Here is a 19,190-nt window from a genome sequence, read left to right as displayed (position 1 = left end):
GAGGACGCTACAAATATAGTCTACAGACGCTGTTTGAACTGGTAGTAGCGACCCTGTTTCGCCAACAGCTCTGCGTGACTACCTTGCTCAATAATGTGTCCGTTGTCTATCACAATTATCCGATCAAAACTTGCCAGCCCGCGCAGGCGGTGCGTCACCATCAGGACGGTTTTTCCTGCCATAACGTTTGCCAGTAAATCAAGGATTTGACTCTCGGTTGTCGCATCAAGCCCTTCTGTAGGTTCGTCGAGCAGCATCAGAGGTGCATCATGCAGCAGCGCACGCGCAATGGCCAGACGGCGCAGCTCTCCGCCGGAAAGCTGACGACCGCCTTCTCCCAGCCAGCTGTTCAGTCCTTCGTCCTCAAGCAGCTTTTGCAGTCCGACCTGCTCCAGTACGGCGCGAAGATCATCGTCCGAAGCCTCTGGCGCGGCCAGCAGCAGGTTATCGCGCAGGGTGGCGCTAAACAGATGCACGCGCTGTGGAACAACGCTCACGGTCTTGCGCAGGGCCTGCTCGCTGAAATCAGTCAGCAACGTGTTATTAAAACGAATCTGACCGTGCTGTGGATCCCAGGCGCGCGTCAGCAGCTGCAGCAGCGTCGACTTACCGCAGCCGGTACGGCCGAGGATCGCAATCCGCTGCCCTGCATTAACGGAAAGGTTGATACCCTCCAGCGCGTTCTGCGCCTGTTTGTCATAGGCGAAGGTCACGTTATCAAGCGTCAGCGCCACCTGCTCAGGCACGGTGGTTTGCCCGGCACTGAACGTGACTTCAGGCTCCTGTTCGGCAATCTGGGTGATGCGCAGGGCAGAGGCGATCACCTGTCCAAGATGCTGGAAAGCGCCCGTCACCGGGGCCAGAGCCTCAAATGCGGCCAGCGCGCAGAAAACAAAGAGGGCAATAAGAGGGCCTGGCTGGGTATTACCGCCAATGCCGCCTGATGCCAGCCATAGCATGGCGATCACCGCCACGCCGCCGATTAACACCATCAGCGCCTGCGAGAAGGCCGTCAGTTCCGACTGGCGGCGCTGGGCTTCATGCCAGTTCAGCTCCGTACTTTCCATTCGGGCACGGTAGCGCTTGCTGGCTCCAAAAATGGTCAGCTCCGCCTGGCCCTGAAGCCAGGAGGTCAGCTGCTGGCGGTAATCCCCGCGCAGCCGCGTCAGGTTTTCCCCGGTGGATTTCCCGGCGCGATAAAACAGCGGCGGCAGAATAATGAGCGTCAGCAGCATAATTCCACCCAGCGTCAGCGCAACGGGAACATCCAGAACGGACAGCCCCAGCGTAACTACCGCAATCACCACAAACGCGCCCACTATCGGGGAGATCACCCGCAGGTATAGGTGGTCCAGCGTGTCGACATCCGCAACGACACGGTTCAGTAATTCGCCCTGGCGAAAACGCGCCAGCCCGGCAGGGGAGAGGGGAAGCAGTTTACTGAAGGTGTAAATGCGCAGGTGCTGCAGGACGCGGAACGTCGCGTCGTGGCTGACCAGCCGCTCGAAATAGCGTCCGGCAGTACGGGTAATGGCGGTACCCCGCACGCCTGCCGCCGGCAGCATATAGTTGAAGCTGTATAATCCGGCGAACCCGGCTACGGCGGAGGCCGACAGGAACCAGCCGGAAAGCGTGAGCAGGCCGATGCTGGCGAGCAGCGTGACAATCGCCAGCACGATCCCCAGCGTCAGCATCCACTTGTGGCGTTTATAGAGCGCAAGATAAGGCAGCAGAGCACGCATCAGATGTCCTCCTGACGGTTCGCCAGCAGGGCGGCGAACGGCCCCTGCGCGGCAACAAGCGCGGCGTAATTGCCTTGCTCAACAATATGACCGTTTTCCATCACCCAGATCTCATCCCAGTCAGCAATGCCTTCCAGCTGATGGGTAACCATAAGGGTGGTTTGCTGCAGGGAAGCGGCGCTCAGGGCCGCCATGACGCGCTGTTCACTGTGTGAATCCAGGCTGGCAGCAGGCTCATCCAGCAGCATCAGCTGGCACGGGTTCAGCAGCGCACGGGCGACGGCCACGCGCTGTGCCTGGCCGACAGACAGCCCGGCAGACTGATCGCCTACCACGGTATCGACACCCTGCGGGAGCAGCGGCAGAAATTCACTGACCCACGCGCGGTCGAGAACGGACTGCAGTTCGTCTTCACGAGCATCCGGGCGTGCCAGGAGCACGTTTTCGCGCAGCGTGGAAGCAGGTAGCTGAGGGTTTTGTCCGACCCAACTGAGCTGCTTACGCCAGGCGTCGGGATCGAGATTACGCAGTTCAGTTTTGTTTATCCGCAGCGAACCGGTGTAGGCCATAAAACCGGATAACGCATTCAGCAGAGAACTCTTCCCTGAACCGCTGGTGCCGACCAGCACCACGCGTTTTCCGGCGGGCAGGCTAAAGTTCAGCGGGCCAGCCAGCACTTTTCCTTCCGGCGAGAGAATGCAGAAATCGCTCGCTTCGACGGTTACCGGCTCTTTAGCGTTTAGCGCCACGTCACCGCGCTCCGGGTGCGCCAGCGGCGTCTCCAGGAAGGTTTTCAGGCTGTCGGCCGCGCCAACGGCCTGCGCTTTGGCATGATAGAAGGTCCCCAGGTCGCGAAGCGGCTGGAAAAACTCCGGAGCCAGGATGAGCGCGAGGAAACCGGCAGAAAGGGTCACCGCCGTGCCGTAGTGGCCGAAATCCAGCGCGCCGAGATAGGAGAAACCGAAATAAACCGCCACGAGGGCAATCGACAGCGAGGTAAAGAATTCCAGCACGCCGGACGAGAGGAACGCCAGGCGTAACACTTCCATCGTGCGCTGGCGGAAGTCCTGTGATGCCTGGCGAATGTTCTCGGTTTCCGCTTCACCGCGACCAAAAATACGCAGGGTTTCCATCCCGCGCAGACGATCGAGGAAATGTCCGCTCAGCCGGCCCAGCGCCAGGAAGTTGCGGCGGTTGGCATCAGCCGCCCCCATGCCGACCATCGCCATAAACAGCGGGATCAGCGGGGCGGTCCCCAGCAGGATCAGCGCCGCCACCCAGTTAACCGGGAAGATGGCAATAACAATCAACAGCGGCACAAAAACCGCCAGCGCCATCTGCGGAAGATAGCGCGCGTAGTAATCGTGCATATCGTCGATCTGCTCAAGGATCAGCGTCGCCCAGCTTCCGGCCGGTTTACCCTGGATCCACGCGGGCCCGGCTTCCTGCAGGCGGTCGAGCACCTGACGACGGATCTCGTAGCGGATATGCTGTCCGGCGTGGAAGCCAACACGTTCACGCAGCCACACCACCCAGGCGCGCAGGACAAAAACCAGGATCAGAACGATAAAGGGCAGCAGGAGCGCTTCGCGGGGAATGTTCTCCATAATCATGTGATTAAGAATGCGGGCCAGCAGCCATGCCTGGGCAACAATCAACAGACCGCTAACGAACCCCAGAAGACGGGAGATCGTAAGCCAGCGGCGGGAAATAACGCTTTGCTGTTTCAGCCAGCGTGTTAACTCTTGTTGACGGGTTTTTTCCATTGCGTATTTTGCAGGTGACGTTATAAGAAATTAGACATCTGCATGTTACACGCGAGCAAAAATAAAGGCGACCTGTGGCCGCCTTTATTTACGTTTGTTACTGACTTGTAAAGATTATTTACCTTGTTCAGCCAGTCCGTCGAGGTAGCGTTCAGCGTCCAGCGCGGCCATACAGCCGGTGCCCGCAGAGGTGATCGCCTGACGATAAATATGGTCCATCACGTCACCGGCAGCGAACACGCCCGGGATGCTGGTCTGGGTCGCGTTACCGTGAATGCCGGACTGCACTTTGATATAGCCGTTTTCCAGCTCCAGCTGGCCTTCGAAGATCGCGGTGTTCGGGCTGTGGCCGATTGCCACAAACAGGCCCGCCACTTCCAGCGTTTCGACGTTATCGGTGTTCTGGGTATCACGAATGCGCAGTCCCGCAACGCCCATCTGATCGCCGGTGACTTCTTCCAGGGTACGGTTGGTGTGCAGCACGATGTTGCCGCTCGCTACTTTATCCATCAGGCGCTTAATAAGGATCTTCTCGGCGCGGAAGGTGTCACGACGGTGGATCAGATGCACCTCAGAGGCAATGTTCGCCAGGTACAGCGCTTCTTCCACCGCGGTATTACCGCCGCCGATAACCGCGACTTTCTGGTTACGGTAGAAGAAACCGTCGCAGGTCGCACAGGCAGAGACGCCGCGGCCTTTGAACGCTTCTTCAGACGGCAGGCCGAGATAGCGGGCAGAGGCGCCAGTGGCAATGATTAGCGCATCGCAGGTGTATTCACCGCTGTCACCCGTCAGGCGGAACGGACGGTTCTGCAAATCCACTTTATTAATGTGGTCGAACAGGATTTCGGTTTCGAATTTGGCGGCATGCTCGTGCATGCGTTCCATCAGCAGCGGCCCGGTCAGATCGTTCGGGTCGCCCGGCCAGTTTTCCACTTCCGTGGTGGTGGTCAACTGACCGCCTTTTTCCATGCCGGTGATCAGTACCGGCTGCAGGTTTGCGCGTGCAGCATAGACCGCCGCGGTATATCCCGCAGGTCCAGAACCAAGGATTAACAACTTACTGTGTTTGGTCGTGCCCATGAGATCCCCATTGTTGTTGGCAGGCAATGGGCTGGATTGTAGGGAATTTGTTGCCGTAAAAAAAGAGCACTGGGATTTTGCTTTCGATATATGTAATAGCTGCGCCCGATGAATCCAGTGCCGTTACGTCACGTTTTCTACTGAAAACCGCTCGTTTATAAAGCAGTAAAATGAGGATTAATACCCCCCCGTAATGAATATCCGGCATCTTGTACTAAAAAACGATGTTTTGCTTTGACAATCCCCTGCGCATTTGCGAAAACATTCAAGGAAGAAAAAAAACCGCGTTAACCGTATGCCGCATAGGCATGCACGTAAATGCCATTTTTACCGTGTCAGTGAAATCTACGCATGGCGTGGACAGACGCCATACGTGATGTCGGTGACAGCCTTCGGGCAGCGGTCTTCTTACCAACAGAACCCGAATCCGCATCGCGTCTAATACATAACCAGGCGATGTGATGACTAACGGGTACAGGCTCTGAACAGTGATGTGCACAGGGTCCAGGCAGGAGTAGGGAAGGAATACAGAGAGACAATAATAATGGTAGATAGCAAGAAGCGCCCTGGCAAAGATCTCGACCGTATCGATCGTAACATTCTTAATGAATTGCAAAAGGATGGGCGTATTTCCAACGTCGAGCTTTCAAAACGTGTGGGACTTTCCCCGACGCCGTGCCTTGAGCGTGTGCGCCGACTGGAAAGACAGGGTTTTATTCAGGGCTATACGGCTCTGCTGAACCCGCATTATCTGGATGCCTCACTTCTGGTATTTGTTGAGATTACTCTGAATCGTGGTGCGCCGGATGTGTTTGAGCAATTTAACGCCGCTGTACAAAAACTTGAAGAAATTCAAGAGTGTCATCTGGTGTCCGGTGATTTCGACTACCTGTTGAAAACCCGTGTGCCTGATATGTCCGCCTACCGTAAGCTGCTGGGGGAAACCCTGCTGCGTCTGCCAGGCGTGAACGACACCCGTACCTATGTGGTGATGGAAGAGGTTAAACAGAGCAATCGTCTGGTTATTAAGACGCGCTAACACGGAACAGGTGCAAAATCAGCGTAGTTTGATTACACTCCTGTTAATCCATACAGCAACAGTGCCGGGGAGCCCCGGCGCTGTTGTCCGTTTTAGCAAACAGGCAGGATATGCCTGATACCTGGAGAGCCTTTCTTGAGCCAGGAATACACTGAAGACAAAGAAGTCACACTATCGAAGCTAAGCAGCGGACGTCGTCTCCTCGAGGCTTTGCTGATCGTTATTGCCCTTTTTGCCGTCTGGCTGATGGCAGCCTTACTCAGTTTCAACCCCTCCGATCCCAGCTGGTCGCAAACCGCGTGGCATGAGCCTATCCATAATTTAGGCGGCGTACCCGGAGCCTGGCTTGCGGACACGCTCTTTTTCATTTTCGGTGTGATGGCCTACACCATTCCCGTCATAATCATTGGCGGATGCTGGTTTGCATGGCGTCATCGTCAGAACGATGATTACATCGACTATTTTGCGGTTTCCCTGCGCCTGATTGGCGCCCTGGCGCTGATCCTCACCTCCTGCGGGCTGGCGGCGATTAATGCCGATGATATCTGGTACTTCGCCTCCGGTGGGGTGATTGGCAGCCTGCTGAGCTCTGCGCTACAGCCGATGCTTCACAGCAGCGGCGGCACGCTGGCGCTGCTCTGCATCTGGGCGGCCGGGCTGACGCTGTTTACCGGCTGGTCATGGGTGAGCATTGCCGAAAAGATCGGCAGCTTTATTCTTACGATCCTGACCTTCGCGAGCAACCGTACCCGCCGCGACGACACGTGGGTCGATGAAGAAGAATATGAAGATGAGTACGAAGAGGAAGACGATGCGCCGGTGCAACGTCGAGAATCTCGTCGTGCCCGTATTCTGCGCGGTGCCCTGGCGCGTCGCCAGCGCGTTGCTGAAAAATTTGCAAACCCGCTTGGACGTAAAACCGACGCGGCGCTCTTCTCCGGTAAGCGTATGGATGAAGACGAGCAGGTGGAGTACCGCGCAGCGGGTAGTGCAGTCGATCCTGACGATGTGCTTTTCTCCGGCAACCGTGCGATGCCGGGTGATTTCGATGAATACGATCCGCTGCTTAACGGCCATACCGTTACCGCGCCGGTTGCCGCGGCCGCAGCCGCAACGACAGCATCACAGGCGTATGCCGCGCCTGTCGAAGCCGTGATGCCATCCGCGCCGGTTCCGCCTCCGGAATCCGCTATTCAGCAGCCTCAGGTTGCCTGGCAGACCGCGCCGGGTGTCCACACGCCGGAGCCTGTTATCGCGCCGGAACCAGAGAGCTATATCCCCGTGCAACAGGAGCAGTGGCAGCAGCCCTATCAGCAGCCGCAACCTGAGTATGAACAGCAGCACTATGAGCAGCCTGTGGCCCAGCCTTATCAGGAGTACGTGCCTGAACCGGTTGAACCTGTGCAGCCTTATGTCGAGCCTCAGCCTGAACCTGAGGTGGTGGAAGAGGTGAAACCGTCTCGTCCGCCAATGTACTATTTTGAAGAAGTTGAAGAACGCCGTGCTCGTGAGCGCGAACAGCTGGCGGCATGGTATCAGCCTGTGCCTGAACCGGTGCAGGAACCTGCTCCAAAAGCCCCGTCGGTTTCGGTTCCACCGGTCGACCCGACGCCTGCTGTTGCCCCCGTAGCGGAAAGCGTGAAGCAGGCTACCGCAGCCGCAGCGGCGGCGGCACCTGTCTTTAGCCTGGCAACGGGCGGTGCGCCGCGTCCACAGGTGAAAGAGGGAATTGGTCCGCAACTGCCTCGCCCTAACCGCGTCCGCGTTCCAACTCGTCGTGAGCTTGCCTCCTATGGGATCAAGCTGCCTTCCCAGCGGATGGCCGAAGAGAAAGCGCGTGGGACGGACTACGAAGATGATGCTGATGAAATGCAGCAGGACGAGCTGGCGCGCCAGTTCGCCGCGCAGCAGAATCAGCGCTACGGTGAAGACTATCAGCATGATGAACCGATGCTGGAGGACGAAGATGACGCGGCTGAAGCCGAATTAGCACGTCAGTTTGCGGCAACCCAGCAGCAGCGTTACTCAGGTGAACAGCCAGCTGGTGCGAACCCGTTCTCATTATCGGATTTCGAGTTTTCGCCGATGAAAGATCTGGTGGATGATGGCCCGAGCGAGCCGCTGTTCACCCCAAGCGTGATGCCTGAAGCAGAGCCTGTGCGTCAGCCGCCAGCGCCGCAGGCACAGACTTACGCGCAGCCGCAGCAACCTGTTCAGCAGCCGTATGCGCAACCGCAGCAGCCACAACAGCAGCCGCCGCAGTACCAGCAGCCAGCACCGCAGCCGCAGGAGAGCCTGATTCACCCGCTGCTGATGCGTAACGGTGATAGCCGTCCGCTGCAGCGTCCGAGCACGCCGCTGCCGTCGCTGGATTTGTTGACGCCGCCACCGGCTGAAGTCGAGCCGGTTGATACGTTTGCCCTGGAGCAGATGGCCCGTCTGGTGGAAGCCCGTCTGGCAGACTTCCGCATCAAGGCGGACGTGGTGAACTACTCGCCGGGTCCGGTGATCACCCGTTTCGAGCTGAACCTGGCGCCGGGCGTCAAAGCCGCGCGTATTTCTAACCTCTCCCGCGACCTGGCGCGTTCTCTGTCGACCGTGGCGGTACGTGTGGTGGAAGTGATTCCGGGTAAACCGTACGTTGGCCTTGAGCTGCCGAACAAGAAACGTCAGACCGTTTACCTGCGTGAAGTGCTGGATAACACCAAGTTCCGCGATAACCCATCTCCGCTGACCGTGGTGTTGGGTAAAGATATCGCCGGCGACCCGGTAGTGGCAGACCTCGCTAAAATGCCTCACCTGCTCGTAGCGGGTACCACCGGTTCCGGTAAATCGGTCGGCGTGAACGCCATGATCCTTAGCATGCTCTACAAAGCGCAGCCTGAAGACGTGCGTTTCATCATGATCGACCCGAAAATGCTCGAACTGTCGGTCTACGAAGGCATTCCGCACCTGCTGACGGAAGTGGTCACCGACATGAAGGACGCCGCCAACGCCCTGCGCTGGAGCGTCAATGAAATGGAGCGTCGCTACAAGCTGATGTCTGCGCTGGGCGTGCGTAACCTGGCCGGTTATAACGAGAAGATCGCCGAGGCGGCGCGCATGGGTCGTCCGATTCCGGACCCATACTGGAAGCCGGGTGACAGCATGGATGCCCAGCATCCTGTGCTGGAGAAACTGCCTTATATCGTCGTGCTGGTGGATGAATTCGCCGACCTGATGATGACTGTCGGGAAGAAAGTGGAAGAGCTGATCGCGCGTCTGGCACAGAAAGCGCGTGCGGCAGGTATTCACCTGGTGCTGGCGACCCAGCGTCCGTCCGTGGACGTTATCACCGGTCTGATTAAGGCGAATATTCCGACCCGTATTGCGTTTACCGTTTCGAGCAAAATCGACTCCCGTACTATTCTTGACCAGGGCGGCGCTGAGTCGCTGCTGGGAATGGGTGATATGCTGTACTCCGGCCCGAACTCCACCTCTCCGGTGCGCGTACACGGCGCGTTTGTTCGCGACCAGGAAGTACACGCCGTGGTGCAGGACTGGAAGGCGCGCGGACGTCCGCAGTACGTTGACGGCATTACCTCCGACAGCGAAAGCGAAGGCGGCGGTGGTGGCTTTGACGGCGGCGAAGAGCTGGATCCGTTATTCGACCAGGCGGTTAATTTCGTTACTGAAAAACGCAAAGCGTCCATCTCTGGCGTGCAGCGTCAGTTCCGCATCGGCTATAACCGCGCGGCGCGCATCATCGAGCAGATGGAAGCGCAGGGCATTGTGAGCGAGCAGGGGCACAACGGTAACCGTGAGGTGCTGGCTCCGCCGCCGTTTGATTAACCTTCAGCGATTGCAAAGAAGGGTAAATCAGCAAAAATTAAGCATATTCTTCTGTCGCCTGCCTTCGGGCAGGTCCAGAATAGAAACGGAAACCCCATTTCGGGAAGACGTATTTTAAGGAATAACAATGAAAAAAATCGCCATCGCCTGTGCATTACTCACCAGTTTTGTAGCCAGCAGCGTCTGGGCTGATGCAGCCAGCGACCTTAAAAGCCGACTGGATAAAGTAAGCAGCTTCCACGCCAGCTTCACGCAAAAAGTGACGGACGGCAGCGGCAACGCGGTGCAGGAAGGACAGGGTGATTTGTGGGTGAAACGCCCCAATCTGTTTAACTGGCATATGACCCAGCCGGATGAGAGCATCCTGGTTTCTGACGGTAAAACCCTGTGGTTCTTCAACCCGTTTGTTGAGCAGGCCACTGCGACCTGGCTGAAAGACGCGACCAGCAATACGCCGTTTATGCTGATCGCCCGCAACCAGACCAGCGACTGGCAGCAGTACAACATTAAACAGAACGGTGATGAGTTTGTCCTGACGCCGAAAGGCAGCAACGGCAATCTGAAGCAGTTCACCATCAACGTAAGTACCAACGGTACCATTAATCAGTTCGGCGCGGTTGAGCAGGACGATCAGCGCAGCAGCTACCAGCTTAAGTCTCAGCAAAACGGCGCCGTTGACGCATCGAAATTCACCTTTACCCCGCCGCAGGGCGTAACGGTGGACGACCAACGCAATAAGTAAGAGGCGTGAGTGAGCAACCTGTCGCTCGATTTTTCAGATAATGCGTTTCAACCTCTGGCCGCCCGTATGCGGCCAGAAAATTTAGCGCAGTACATCGGTCAGCAGCATCTGCTGGCTGCGGGGAAACCCTTGCCGCGCGCTATTGAGGCGGGGCATCTGCACTCCATGATCCTCTGGGGGCCGCCCGGCACCGGAAAAACCACGCTCGCTGAAGTGATAGCCCGCTATGCCAACGCGGACGTTGAGCGTATCTCGGCGGTAACGTCTGGCGTGAAGGAGATCCGCGAGGCGATCGAGCGCGCGCGTCAGAACCGTAATGCCGGACGCCGCACCATTCTCTTTGTCGATGAAGTCCACCGCTTCAACAAGAGCCAGCAGGATGCTTTCCTGCCGCACATTGAGGACGGGACGATCTTCTTCATTGGTGCGACCACCGAAAACCCGTCGTTTGAACTCAACTCGGCGCTGCTGTCCCGCGCCCGCGTCTACCTGCTTAAATCCCTGACCACGGAAGATATCGAAAAGGTTCTGACCCAGGCAATGGACGACAAAGCGCGGGGTTACGGTGGGCAGGATATCGTTCTGCCTGACGACACGCGACGTGCGATTGCGGAGCTGGTCAACGGCGATGCGCGCCGCGCGCTGAACACGCTCGAAATGATGGCCGATATGGCAGAAGTGGACGATGCGGGCAAGCGCGTATTGAAGCCTGAACTGCTCACGGAAATTGCCGGAGAGCGCAGCGCGCGTTTCGATAATAAAGGCGACCGTTTCTACGACCTGATCTCGGCTCTGCATAAATCCGTACGCGGCAGTGCGCCGGATGCGGCGCTCTACTGGTACGCACGTATCATTACCGCAGGTGGCGATCCGCTATACGTTGCGCGCCGCTGTCTGGCGATTGCGTCAGAAGATGTTGGCAATGCCGACCCGCGCGCCATGCAGGTTGCGCTTTCAGCCTGGGACTGCTTCACCCGCGTAGGCCCGGCAGAAGGCGAACGCGCCATTGCGCAGGCAATTGTCTATCTGGCCTGCGCGCCTAAAAGCAATGCGGTCTATACCGCGTTCAAAGCGGCGATGTCGGATGCGCGCGAGCGCCCGGACTACGATGTGCCGGTTCATCTGCGCAATGCGCCAACCAAACTGATGAAAGAGATGGGTTACGGGCAGGAGTATCGCTACGCCCATGATGAGCCTAACGCCTACGCCGCCGGGGAGGAATATTTCCCGCAGGAGATGGCACAAACGCGCTATTATCATCCCACAAACAGAGGTCTTGAAGGCAAGATTGGTGAAAAGCTCACCTGGCTCGCCGGACAGGATCAAAATAGCCCTATAAAACGCTACCGTTAGTTCAATCGTTGCGGTAATGTTGGCAATTGTATCCTTGTGACCGCAGGCTGTGGTCACATTTTCTATTTTAATTCGATAAGCACAGGATAAGCATGCTCGATCCCAATCTGCTGCGTAATGAGCCAGACGCAGTCGCTGAAAAACTGGCACGCCGGGGCTTTAAGCTGGATGTAGATAAGCTGCGCGCTCTTGAAGAGCGTCGTAAAGTACTGCAGGTACAAACTGAAAATCTGCAGGCAGAGCGTAACTCTCGATCGAAATCCATTGGCCAGGCGAAAGCGCGCGGGGAAGATATTGAGCCATTACGCCTGGAAGTGAACAAGCTGGGTGAAGAGCTGGATCAGGCGAAAGCGGAGCTGGATGTTCTTCAGGCCGAAATTCGTGACATCGCTCTGGCTATCCCGAACATTCCTGACGACAGCGTGCCTGTCGGCAAAGACGAGAACGACAACGTTGAAGTGAAGCGCTGGGGTACGCCTCGCGAGTTTGACTTCGAAGTGCGCGATCACGTGACGCTGGGCGAAATGCACGCGGGCCTGGACTTTGCCGCTGCGGTTAAGCTGACCGGCTCTCGCTTCGTAGTAATGAAAGGTCAGATTGCCCATCTGCACCGCGCCCTGGCGCAATTCATGCTGGATCTGCACACCGAGCAGCACGGCTACAGCGAAACCTATGTTCCGTATCTGGTTAACCACGATACGCTGTACGGTACGGGCCAGCTGCCGAAATTTGCCGGCGATCTGTTCCATACCCGTCCGCTGGATGAAGAAGCAGACAGCAGCAACTATGCGCTGATCCCAACCGCGGAAGTGCCGCTGACCAACCTCGTGCGTGATGAGATCATTGACGAAGACGATCTGCCAATCAAGCTGACGGCACACTCTCCGTGCTTCCGTTCAGAAGCCGGTTCTTACGGTCGCGACACCCGTGGTCTGATCCGTATGCACCAGTTCGACAAAGTCGAGATGGTGCAGATTGTCCGTCCGGAAGAATCCATGGACGCGCTGGAAGAGATGACTGGCCATGCGGAAAAAGTGCTGGAGCTGCTGGGCCTGCCGTATCGCCGCATGGCGCTGTGCACCGGTGACATGGGCTTTGGTGCCTGCAAAACCTTCGACCTGGAAGTCTGGGTGCCTGCACAGAACACCTACCGTGAAATCTCCTCATGCTCTAACGTCTGGGATTTCCAGGCGCGCCGCATGCAGGCACGCTGCCGCAGCAAATCTGACAAGAAAACCCGTCTGGTGCATACCCTGAACGGTTCTGGTCTGGCTGTTGGCCGTACGCTGGTTGCCGTGCTGGAAAACTACCAGCAGGCAGATGGCCGCATCGAGATCCCTGAAGTGCTGCGTCCATACATGAAAGGCCAGCAGTACATCGGCTAATTCTTTGCCTCACAACAAAAAAGCGCCTTCGGGCGCTTTTTTTATGCCTCTGAATTGACACGACGCAATACCCCCTCCCTCTAAAGTAGTAATACTCCTCCGAATGAAAGTCAGCATAAGACGCAGATAACGAAGAAATTCGTTATTTACAAAACTATATAGCGGTTCGTGCCGCCTCTTTTTTCTTTGTGAGCAACCAAAGTGAGTCTCTATGAAAATCAAAGCGCCTGAAGCGTTAATGGCTGCCGAGGTCACTCGCCGTGGGTTGATGAAAACCACGGCAATAGGCGGCCTGGCTGTAGCCAGCAGCGCCTTCACGCTCCCTTTTACCCGGCTGGCGTCGGCGGCGGACGCACTATCCGCAGCCGCAGCTCCGGAAAAAGTGGTGTGGAGTGCGTGTACCGTAAACTGCGGTAGCCGTTGTCCGCTGCGTATGCACGTTGTGGATGGCGAAATTAAGTATGTCGAAACCGACAACACCGGGGACGATAACTACGAAGGGTTACACCAGGTTCGCGCCTGCCTGCGCGGTCGGTCCATGCGTCGCCGCGTCTACAACCCGGATCGTCTGAAATACCCAATGAAGCGTGTCGGTAAGCGTGGGGAAGGGAAGTTTGAGCGCATTAGCTGGGACGAAGCCTACGACATTATCGCCACCAACATGCAGCGCCTGATCAAAGAGTACGGCAACGAGTCCATCTACCTGAACTATGGCACCGGGACGCTGGGCGGCACGCTGACCCGCTCCTGGCCACCGGGTAAAACGCTGGTCGCGCGTCTGATGAACTGCTGCGGCGGTTATCTCAACCACTACGGCGACTACTCTTCCGCACAGATTGCCGCAGGTCTGAACTATACCTACGGCGGCTGGGCCGACGGCAACAGCCCGTCCGATATCGAAAACAGTAAGCTGGTCGTCCTGTTCGGTAACAACCCGGGCGAAACCCGCATGAGCGGCGGCGGGGTGACGTACTACCTCGAACAGGCTCGCGCCAAATCCAATGCCCGCATGATCATTATCGATCCGCGCTATACCGACACCGGTGCCGGGCGCGAAGATGAGTGGATCCCCATTCGTCCCGGTACCGATGCGGCACTGGTTTCCGCGCTGGCGTGGGTGATGATTACTGAAAACCTCGTCGATCAGCCGTTCCTTGATAAATACTGCGTCGGTTATGACGAGAAAACGCTGCCAGCCAGTGCCCCTGCCAATGGTCACTACAAGGCATATATTCTCGGCCAGGGCAGCGACGGCGTAGCGAAAACGCCGGAGTGGGCCTCCACCATCACCGGTATTCCGGTCGAGCGCATTGTTCAGCTGGCGCGTGAGATAGGTTCAGCTAAACCGGCCTACATCAGCCAGGGCTGGGGACCGCAGCGTCATGCGAATGGTGAAATCGCCACCCGCGCTATCTCCATGCTTTCAATTCTGACCGGCAACGTCGGCGTTCATGGCGGTAACACCGGCGCGCGCGAAGGTTCTTATGAAGTGCCGTTTGAGCGGATGCCGACGCTGGATAACCCGGTTCAGACCAACATCTCCATGTTTATGTGGACTGACGCAATCGAGCGCGGTCCTGAAATGACCGCGCTGCGCGACGGCGTTCGGGGCAAAGACAAGCTGGATGTGCCGATCAAGATGATCTGGAACTACGCCGGCAACTGCCTTATCAACCAGCACTCGGAAATCAACCGCACCCATGAAATTCTGCAGGACGACAAGAAGTGCGAGATGATTGTGGTGATCGACTGCCACATGACCTCCTCGGCAAAATATGCCGATATTCTGCTGCCGGACTGCACCGCGTCTGAGCAGATGGATTTCGCGCTGGACGCTTCCTGCGGCAACATGTCCTACGTGATCTTTACCGACCAGGCCATCAAGCCGCGCTTCGAGTGCAAAACCATCTATGAGATGACCTCCGAACTGGCGAAGCGATTGGGCGTCGAACAGCAGTTTACCGAAGGGCGTACTCAGGAAGGGTGGATGCGCCATCTGCACGAGCTCTCTCGTAAAGCCATTCCAGACCTGCCGGACTTCGACACCTTCCGCAAGCAGGGCATGTACAAGCAGCGTGACCCGGAAGGGCATCACGTGGCGTATAAAGCGTTCCGTGAAGATCCGCAGGCGAATCCGCTGACCACGCCGTCGGGCAAAATCGAAATCTACTCCGAAGCGCTGGCAAAAATCGCGTCTACCTGGGAGCTGCCGGAAGGAGATGTTATCGATCCGCTGCCGATCTACACGCCGGGGTTCGAAAACTATAACGATCCGCTGACGGCGAAATTCCCGCTGCAGCTGACCGGTTTCCACTACAAGGCGCGCGTGCACTCCACCTACGGTAACGTTGACGTACTGAAGGCCGCCTGCCGCCAGGAGATGTGGATCAACCCGATGGATGCCAAAGCACGTGGTATCCGTAACGGGGATCGCGTGCGTATCTTTAACGGTCGCGGCGAGGTACACATTGAAGCCAAAGTGACACCGCGCATGATGCCTGGCGTAGTGGCACTGGGGGAAGGGGCCTGGTACAGCCCGGATGCCAACCGCATCGACCAGGCAGGCAGTATTAACGTCCTGACCACGCAGCGTCCGTCGCCGCTGGCGAAAGGCAACCCGTCTCACACAAACCTTGTCCAGGTTGAAAAGGTTTAAGGAGTAACCGATGACAACCCAGTATGGATTTTTCATTGATTCCAGCCGTTGCACCGGGTGCAAAACCTGCGAGCTGGCCTGTAAAGATTATAAAGATCTCACCCCGGACGTGAGTTTCCGCCGCATTTACGAATACGCCGGGGGCGACTGGCAGGAAGATAACGGCGTCTGGCATCAGAACGTCTTTGCCTATTACCTGTCGATTGCCTGTAACCACTGTGAAGATCCGGCCTGCACCAAGGTGTGCCCAAGCGGGGCGATGCATAAGCGGGAGGACGGTTTTGTGGTGGTGGATGAAGATGTCTGCATCGGCTGTCGCTACTGCCATATGGCGTGCCCGTACGGCGCGCCGCAGTACAACGCCGCCAAAGGACATATGACCAAGTGCGACGGCTGCCACAGCCGCGTAGCGGACGGCAAAAAGCCAATCTGCGTCGAGTCCTGCCCGCTGCGCGCGCTGGATTTTGGTCCGATAGAAGAGCTGCGTCAGAAACACGGTCAGCTTGCCGCAGTGGCACCGCTGCCGTCAGCGCACTTCACCAAGCCGAGTATTGTCATTAAACCTAACGCCAACAGCCGTCCGACGGGTGACACCACCGGCTACCTGGCAAATCCGAAGGAGGTGTGAGATGGGAAGTGGATGGCATGAATGGCCGCTGATGATCTTCACGGTCTTTGGGCAGTGCGTAGTGGGCGGCTTCATTGTTCTGGCGCTGGCGCTGTTAAAAGGGAACCTCAATGCCGAACAGCAGCAGCGTTTGGTGTTGAGCATGTTTGGCCTGTGGGTGCTGATGGGGATTGGATTTATCGCCTCTACGCTGCACCTGGGCTCACCGATGCGCGCGTTCAACTCCCTGAACCGCGTGGGGGCGTCGTCGCTCAGTAACGAAATTGCCAGCGGGGCAATCTTCTTTGCCGTCGGCGGGCTGGGGTGGCTGCTGGCTGCGTTGAAAAAATTGCCTGCGGGCCTGCGCAGCCTGTGGCTGATCGTCACCATGGTACTGGGCGTGGTGTTCGTGTGGATGATGGTGCGCGTCTATAACACCATCGATACCGTTCCAACCTGGTACAGCGTCTGGACGCCGATGAGCTTCTTCCTGACGATGTTTATCGGTGGGCCGCTGCTGGGCTACATGCTGCTGCGCGTGGCGGGGGTAAACGGTTGGGCAATGCGTCTGCTGCCAGCCGTTTCGCTGCTGGCGCTGGTGGTGAGCGCGATGGTCGCCCTGATGCAGGGGGCCGAGCTGGCAACCATTCACAGCTCTATCCAGCAGGCTTCTGCGCTGGTGCCGGACTACGGTTCGCTGATGGCCTGGCGCGTGGTGTTGCTGGCAGCTGCGCTGGTGTGCTGGATCGGCCCTCAGCTTAAAGGTTATCAGCCTGCACTGCCGCTCCTGTCACTGGCTTTTGTGCTGGTGCTGGCAGGGGAGTTAATTGGTCGCGGTGTGTTTTACGGCCTGCATATGACGGTCGGTATGGCTATCGCCAGCTAATTTCATTTTTCGTTATAAAAAGCCGGGACATAGCGCCCGGCTTTTCTTTTTTTCATTCATGAAATTTTTCGACTGTCGTTTTGTTTTAATTTCGGTCATTAATAAATAAAAACAGATACATAATTAATATCTATAGCAGGCGCTGCATTAGCAGGATAAGTTTTTTAAATCGACAGGGAACATATTGTGCGAGCCGGCTAAATCTGTGGATTGACTTTGTTTTTGCCAGTGGCATGATGCGCACGAAATCTGAACTTCCTCACGGTTTTTAATCCATGACCACCTATACCCGGCCAGTGCTCCTGTTGCTCTGTGGCCTGCTTCTGTTGACCCTGGCGATCGCCGTGTTAAACACGCTCGTCCCGCTGTGGCTCGCCCATGAAAACTTACCGACCTGGCAGGTGGGTATGGTCAGCTCGTCCTTTTTTACCGGGAACCTGTTGGGCACATTATTAACCGGTAGCCTGATTAAGCGTTTTGGCTTTAATCGCAGCTATTATCTGGCCTCGCTGATTTTCGCTGCCGGGTGCGCCGGTCTGGGTCTGATGGTGGGCTTCTGGAGCTGGATGGCATGGCGCTTTATCGCCGGCGTCGGCTGCGCGATGATTTGGGTGGTGGTTGAAAGCGCGCTGATGTGTAGCGGTACCTCCCGCAACCGCGGACGTCTGCTGGCGGCCTATATGATGGTTTACTACGTCGGTACCGTTCTGGGTCAACTGATGGTCAGCAAACTGCCAACCGACCTGATGAGCGTGCTGCCGTGGGTAACCGGCATGGTGCTGGCCGCGATCCTGCCGCTGCTCTTTACGCGCATTGTGAACCAGAACAGCGAACATCAGGAAGCGACCCACGTCTGGCCGATGTTGAGACTTCGTCAGGCGCGTCTGGGCGTAAACGGCTGCATTATTTCGGGAATTGTACTGGGCTCGCTCTATGGCCTGATGCCGCTCTACCTGAATCATCAGGGCGTCAGCGATTCCGGAATTGGTTTCTGGATGGCGGTGATGGTCAGTGCGGGTATTGTGGGGCAATGGCCGATTGGCCGCCTGGCGGACCGTTTTGGTCGTCTGCTGGTGCTGCGCGTTCAGGTTTTCGTGGTGATCATGGGATGCCTTGCGATGCTCAGCAACGCCGCGATGGCGCCTGCACTGTTTATTCTCGGGGCCGCAGGATTCACGCTTTACCCGGTCGCGATGGCGTGGGCCTGTGAGAAAGTAGAACATCACCAGCTCGTGGCAATGAGCCAGGCGCTATTATTAAGCTATACCATCGGTAGCCTGCTGGGACCGACATTTACCGCGATGCTGATGCAGAATTATTCCGACAATTTGCTGTTTATCATGATTGCCAGCGTGTCGTTTATTTATCTCCTGATGCTGCTGCGCAAAGCGGGCGAGCATCCAACCCCTGTGGCGCACGCCTGATTAAATAAAAGCCTGTCGATGACAGGCTTTTTTGTCCCTGTCACATATAAGACTTTTACACATTGTTTGTTTTCCCCGCCTGGCGATAATTCAAATGAGTTCTACCACAAAAGGCAACAATCATGTCTATACGTCGTTTTTCCACTACCGCACTTGCCGTAGTGTTGTCTTTAACGTTTGCAACGGCTCCGGTCATGGCTAATCCTGGAAACGGGAATGGCGGTGGTCATGGAAACAGTGGCGGACAAGGTAATGGCGGCAATCATGGTAACGGAAATTCTGGTAATTCCGGTAACCATGGTAATAAGCAAAATAGCGGAAAGGAAAACCCTGGAAAATCGGATAAGAGCTTCAAAAACAGCAAAGATGTCGGTAATGACGTCGACGCTCGCGTGAGCTTCGATCATGCCCGCCACCTGGCCCTGAATTATGGCTTAACGGGCTATGAGTCTCTGCCTCCGGGGATTGCGAAAAACCTCGCACGCGGTAAACCGCTTCCTCCGGGCATTGCGAAGAAGACTGTGCCAGCCTCTATGCTCGGCCAGCTTCCTTCCTACCCGGGCTATGAATGGCGCGTGGTCGGGGACGACCTGGTCTTAATTGCGCTGAGTACGGCGATTGTGACCTCCGTAATTAACGGCGTCTTTAAATAGAATATAAAAAGGCCCGGTGTTTA

General features: G+C 56.9%; 13 protein-coding genes. 10 read left to right on the top strand and 3 right to left on the bottom strand.

What is annotated here, in order from left to right; all coding sequences use genetic code 11:
• Positions 1-20: 20 nt before the first annotated feature.
• The 3 genes from cydC to trxB form a co-directional block, all read right to left on the bottom strand.
• On the bottom strand, positions 21-1,742 hold the full coding sequence (cydC, locus tag HBA26_RS04210; protein ID WP_166720812.1) for a cysteine/glutathione ABC transporter ATP-binding protein/permease CydC: 1,722 nt from the start codon (positions 1,740-1,742) through the stop codon (positions 21-23).
• Positions 1,742-3,508 (bottom strand): cysteine/glutathione ABC transporter permease/ATP-binding protein CydD, encoded by a 1,767-nt coding sequence (gene cydD, locus HBA26_RS04205; RefSeq protein ID WP_126345188.1) that lies wholly within the window; start codon positions 3,506-3,508, stop codon positions 1,742-1,744. Before cydD ends, cydC begins: the two co-directional genes overlap by 1 nt.
• Before the next feature lie 114 nt (positions 3,509-3,622).
• A complete protein-coding gene (gene trxB, locus HBA26_RS04200) occupies positions 3,623-4,591 on the bottom strand; it encodes a thioredoxin-disulfide reductase (protein WP_028012555.1) in 969 nt (322 codons plus the stop codon).
• A 544-nt stretch (positions 4,592-5,135) separates the two neighbouring features.
• Here trxB and lrp point away from each other — a divergent pair.
• The 10 genes from lrp to HBA26_RS04150 all read left to right on the top strand — a co-directional run bounded on the left by lrp (position 5,136) and on the right by HBA26_RS04150 (position 19,167).
• A complete protein-coding gene (gene lrp / locus HBA26_RS04195; protein WP_000228469.1) occupies positions 5,136-5,630 on the top strand; it encodes a leucine-responsive transcriptional regulator Lrp in 495 nt (164 codons plus the stop codon).
• A 135-nt stretch (positions 5,631-5,765) separates the two neighbouring features.
• The gene (locus HBA26_RS04190; protein ID WP_126345189.1) at positions 5,766-9,461 is read left to right on the top strand and encodes a DNA translocase FtsK 4TM domain-containing protein; all 3,696 of its coding nucleotides are present in this window, start codon (positions 5,766-5,768) and stop codon (positions 9,459-9,461) included.
• Between the two features lie 127 nt (positions 9,462-9,588).
• The gene (gene lolA, locus HBA26_RS04185; protein ID WP_028012557.1) at positions 9,589-10,203 is read left to right on the top strand and encodes an outer membrane lipoprotein chaperone LolA; all 615 of its coding nucleotides are present in this window, start codon (positions 9,589-9,591) and stop codon (positions 10,201-10,203) included.
• Between the two features lie 9 nt (positions 10,204-10,212).
• On the top strand, positions 10,213-11,556 hold the full coding sequence (gene rarA, locus HBA26_RS04180; protein WP_028012558.1) for a replication-associated recombination protein RarA: 1,344 nt from the start codon (positions 10,213-10,215) through the stop codon (positions 11,554-11,556).
• A 92-nt stretch (positions 11,557-11,648) separates the two neighbouring features.
• Complete coding sequence (gene serS / locus HBA26_RS04175; protein ID WP_008499983.1) at positions 11,649-12,941, top strand: serine--tRNA ligase; 1,293 nt, start codon at positions 11,649-11,651, stop codon at positions 12,939-12,941.
• Positions 12,942-13,152: 211 nt separating this feature from the next.
• Positions 13,153-15,597 carry a dimethylsulfoxide reductase subunit A gene (gene dmsA / locus HBA26_RS04170; RefSeq protein ID WP_126345190.1) on the top strand — a complete coding sequence of 815 codons (2,445 nt, stop codon included), beginning with the start codon at positions 13,153-13,155 and terminating at the stop codon, positions 15,595-15,597.
• A gap of 10 nt (positions 15,598-15,607) precedes the next feature.
• Positions 15,608-16,225, top strand: coding sequence for a DMSO/selenate family reductase complex B subunit (locus HBA26_RS04165; RefSeq protein ID WP_014883208.1), 618 nt, complete (start codon positions 15,608-15,610; stop codon positions 16,223-16,225).
• Position 16,226: 1 nt separating this feature from the next.
• Positions 16,227-17,090, top strand: a complete 864-nt coding sequence (locus tag HBA26_RS04160) for a dimethyl sulfoxide reductase anchor subunit family protein (RefSeq protein WP_166720811.1) — start codon at positions 16,227-16,229, stop codon at positions 17,088-17,090.
• Between the two features lie 275 nt (positions 17,091-17,365).
• Entirely contained in the window at positions 17,366-18,514 is a 1,149-nt protein-coding gene (locus tag HBA26_RS04155) for an MFS transporter (RefSeq protein ID WP_126345191.1), read from the top strand.
• Between the two features lie 122 nt (positions 18,515-18,636).
• The gene (locus HBA26_RS04150) at positions 18,637-19,167 is read left to right on the top strand and encodes an anti-virulence regulator CigR family protein (protein ID WP_047368209.1); all 531 of its coding nucleotides are present in this window, start codon (positions 18,637-18,639) and stop codon (positions 19,165-19,167) included.
• Positions 19,168-19,190 lie beyond the last annotated feature (23 nt).

Source organism: Enterobacter sp. 725m/11, from assembly GCF_011683705.1.
Lineage (GTDB): Bacteria > Pseudomonadota > Gammaproteobacteria > Enterobacterales > Enterobacteriaceae > Enterobacter > Enterobacter bugandensis.
Note: the sequence above shows the minus strand (reverse complement) of the source record. Positions and strands in the feature narration are given on the sequence as shown.

Bases quoted from the DNA above. Each gene is read 5' to 3' on its own strand.
- dmsA (WP_126345190.1), top strand. From the start codon at position 13,153: ATGAAAATCAAAGCGCCTGAAGCGTTAATGGCTGCCGAGGTCACTCGC.
- trxB (WP_028012555.1), bottom strand. From the start codon at position 4,591: ATGGGCACGACCAAACACAGTAAGTTGTTAATCCTTGGTTCTGGACCT.
- lolA (WP_028012557.1), top strand. From the start codon at position 9,589: ATGAAAAAAATCGCCATCGCCTGTGCATTACTCACCAGTTTTGTAGCC.
- cydD (WP_126345188.1), bottom strand. From the start codon at position 3,508: ATGGAAAAAACCCGTCAACAAGAGTTAACACGCTGGCTGAAACAGCAA.
- HBA26_RS04160 (WP_166720811.1), top strand. From the start codon at position 16,227: ATGGGAAGTGGATGGCATGAATGGCCGCTGATGATCTTCACGGTCTTT.
- HBA26_RS04155 (WP_126345191.1), top strand. From the start codon at position 17,366: ATGACCACCTATACCCGGCCAGTGCTCCTGTTGCTCTGTGGCCTGCTT.
- serS (WP_008499983.1), top strand. From the start codon at position 11,649: ATGCTCGATCCCAATCTGCTGCGTAATGAGCCAGACGCAGTCGCTGAA.
- cydC (WP_166720812.1), bottom strand. From the start codon at position 1,742: ATGCGTGCTCTGCTGCCTTATCTTGCGCTCTATAAACGCCACAAGTGG.
- lrp (WP_000228469.1), top strand. From the start codon at position 5,136: ATGGTAGATAGCAAGAAGCGCCCTGGCAAAGATCTCGACCGTATCGAT.
- HBA26_RS04150 (WP_047368209.1), top strand. From the start codon at position 18,637: ATGTCTATACGTCGTTTTTCCACTACCGCACTTGCCGTAGTGTTGTCT.
- HBA26_RS04165 (WP_014883208.1), top strand. From the start codon at position 15,608: ATGACAACCCAGTATGGATTTTTCATTGATTCCAGCCGTTGCACCGGG.